Annotated in this window: 1 protein-coding gene and 1 pseudogene; both read right to left on the reverse strand. The window is 55.8% G+C overall.

Translation table 11 applies throughout. The features are described from left to right. Nucleotides 1-37 precede the first annotated feature (37 nt). Nucleotides 38-940 (reverse strand): 50S ribosomal protein L3 N(5)-glutamine methyltransferase, encoded by a 903-nt coding sequence (gene prmB / locus B2W52_RS11450; RefSeq protein ID WP_273069868.1) that lies wholly within the window; start codon nt 938-940, stop codon nt 38-40. A gap of 88 nt (nt 941-1,028) precedes the next feature. Next, nucleotides 1,029-1,412 (reverse strand): annotated as a pseudogene (locus tag B2W52_RS11455) (patatin-like phospholipase family protein); the annotation flags it as partial.

Raw genomic sequence — 1,412 nt, forward strand, 5'->3', positions numbered from 1 at the left:
AATTCAGTATCTTGTTCAGCTTTTATGAGAATTCAGTTTAACTGGAAGCCTGCCACTGACGCAGGTCCGTCTCGGTGATCAGAAAGACGCCATCGCCCCCATTCTCGAACTCCAGCCAGGTTAGTGGCAGATCCGGATACGCCTCATCCATTGCAACCCAGCTGTTACCGACTTCCACGACCAGTAGTCCACCAGGAGTAAGATGTTCGGCCGCTTTGGCAATGATTCTGTGAGCGATGTCGAGCCCGTCTTTACCGGCGGCAAGGCCCAGCTCAGGTTCGTGGCGGTACTCATCCGGCATGCTGGAGAGATCGTCTGCATCCACATAGGGCGGGTTGCTAACGATCACGTCGTAGCGACCTTCAATATTGTCAAAGACATCGGATTGTACGGTACGGACCCGCTCGCGGACTCCGTGCAGGTCGATATTGGATTCAGCCACTTCAAGTGCATCCGGAGAAATGTCCGACAGATCGACTTCCGCCTCGCCGAAAACAGATGCCGCACCAATGCCAATACACCCGCTCCCGGTGCAAAGATCAAGGATGCGTTCCACCGGCTTGTCTCCGAGCCACGGCTGAAAGCCATTCTCGATCAATTCACCAATGGGGGAGCGCGGTACCAACACCCGTTCGTCAACATGAAAGGGCATGCCCATAAACCAGGCTTCACCGAGCAGATACGCCAGAGGTACGCGCTCATCCACGCGCCGGGCGATTCTTTCCAGTACCAGCTCCCGCTCTTCCCGCGTTAGACGGGCATCCAGGAACAGAGTGTTGTTTTCAAGGGGAAGGTGCAGGCTACGCATAACCAGCTGAACAGCTTCATCCCAGACATTGTCCGTGCCATGCCCGAAAAACAGCGGCGAAGCAGCAAACCGAGAGGAGGCGTAGCGGAAGTAATCCCGAACGCTGTGAAGGTCGTCAATAGGGCTGGTCACTAACGTACATCCTGTGCAAGAGCGTGTTAGCGCGGGATTATACGCTGTTTACCCGCTCGACTGCAGCCCGCCCCCGCCAACAAATTGTTCAGATAGCCAGAGGCCCGGAGCTGTTCCGGCTTTCTTCAAAGCGATCCAGCGCAGCAGCCATCCGCTCACGGCCCAGCTGAATCAATTCCGGGGCCTTGTGATAATCGTAGCTCCGACAGGCATTCTTCGGGATATTCACCAGCAAATCCGGCGGGTAGCCCGCGATCTTGTACTGCACAAGCGCACTCTGCATGGTCTCGATGGTGAGGTTCATCACATCGAATTTGCCGATCCCGAGCTTGTCCCAGTCGATGGTTTCGTGCTCTTCCTGGCTCTTCTTGTAAGCCGGCTTCTTCTCCGTCTGCTTTTGATGCTCTTTCTTGTGCACTGCCCGGCTGATCTTTTCTTCCGGGCTGTCACCGTTGTCCGGCTTCCGGGCAGT

The sequence above is a fragment of the Marinobacter sp. UBA2498 genome, assembly GCF_002341575.1.
Taxonomy (GTDB): domain Bacteria; phylum Pseudomonadota; class Gammaproteobacteria; order Pseudomonadales; family Oleiphilaceae; genus Marinobacter; species Marinobacter manganoxydans.